The sequence below is a fragment of the Pseudoalteromonas sp. GW168-MNA-CIBAN-0100 genome (assembly GCF_040309225.1).
Lineage (GTDB): Bacteria > Pseudomonadota > Gammaproteobacteria > Enterobacterales > Alteromonadaceae > Pseudoalteromonas > Pseudoalteromonas arctica.
Genome location: NZ_JBEOOL010000333.1, coordinates 1 through 318, shown reverse-complemented (window position 1 = coordinate 318; position 318 = coordinate 1). Strand labels below are relative to the sequence as shown.

The following is a 318-nucleotide window of genomic DNA, read 5'->3' as shown; positions in this document are numbered from 1 at the left end:
TCTCCAACGTATTCTCCTTACTTTTACACGAAGAGGATTGAGCTTTTGCCTGACAGCAACAGCCTGATTCAGTTTTTATATTTGTGTTAGTAGCCACCCTTTTTCCTCCTATGCTTTTTTAATTTGCTCAAAGTTTTCGATGAGATGACAAACCATGTTTGCAGTCGGTGCTTTGTCTTCCATTTCTTCCCATCGAGAAAGCGCAGAAGACATTTTTCCTCGAAGTGCCAACATTGCTTGAAACTGCTTTTCTGTTTCTTCAAGCCGCTCTTTGATCAGGCTTCTGACTAATGGGCACGCACTGTTACCATCTTCAGA

Annotated in this window: 1 protein-coding gene; it reads right to left on the bottom strand. The window is 41.8% G+C overall.

What is annotated here, in order from left to right:
* Positions 1 to 108: 108 nt before the first annotated feature.
* Positions 109 to 318 (bottom strand): MerR family transcriptional regulator (locus tag AAEY62_RS21360; protein ID WP_502935537.1); only part of this gene is annotated, 210 nt, incomplete at its 5' end.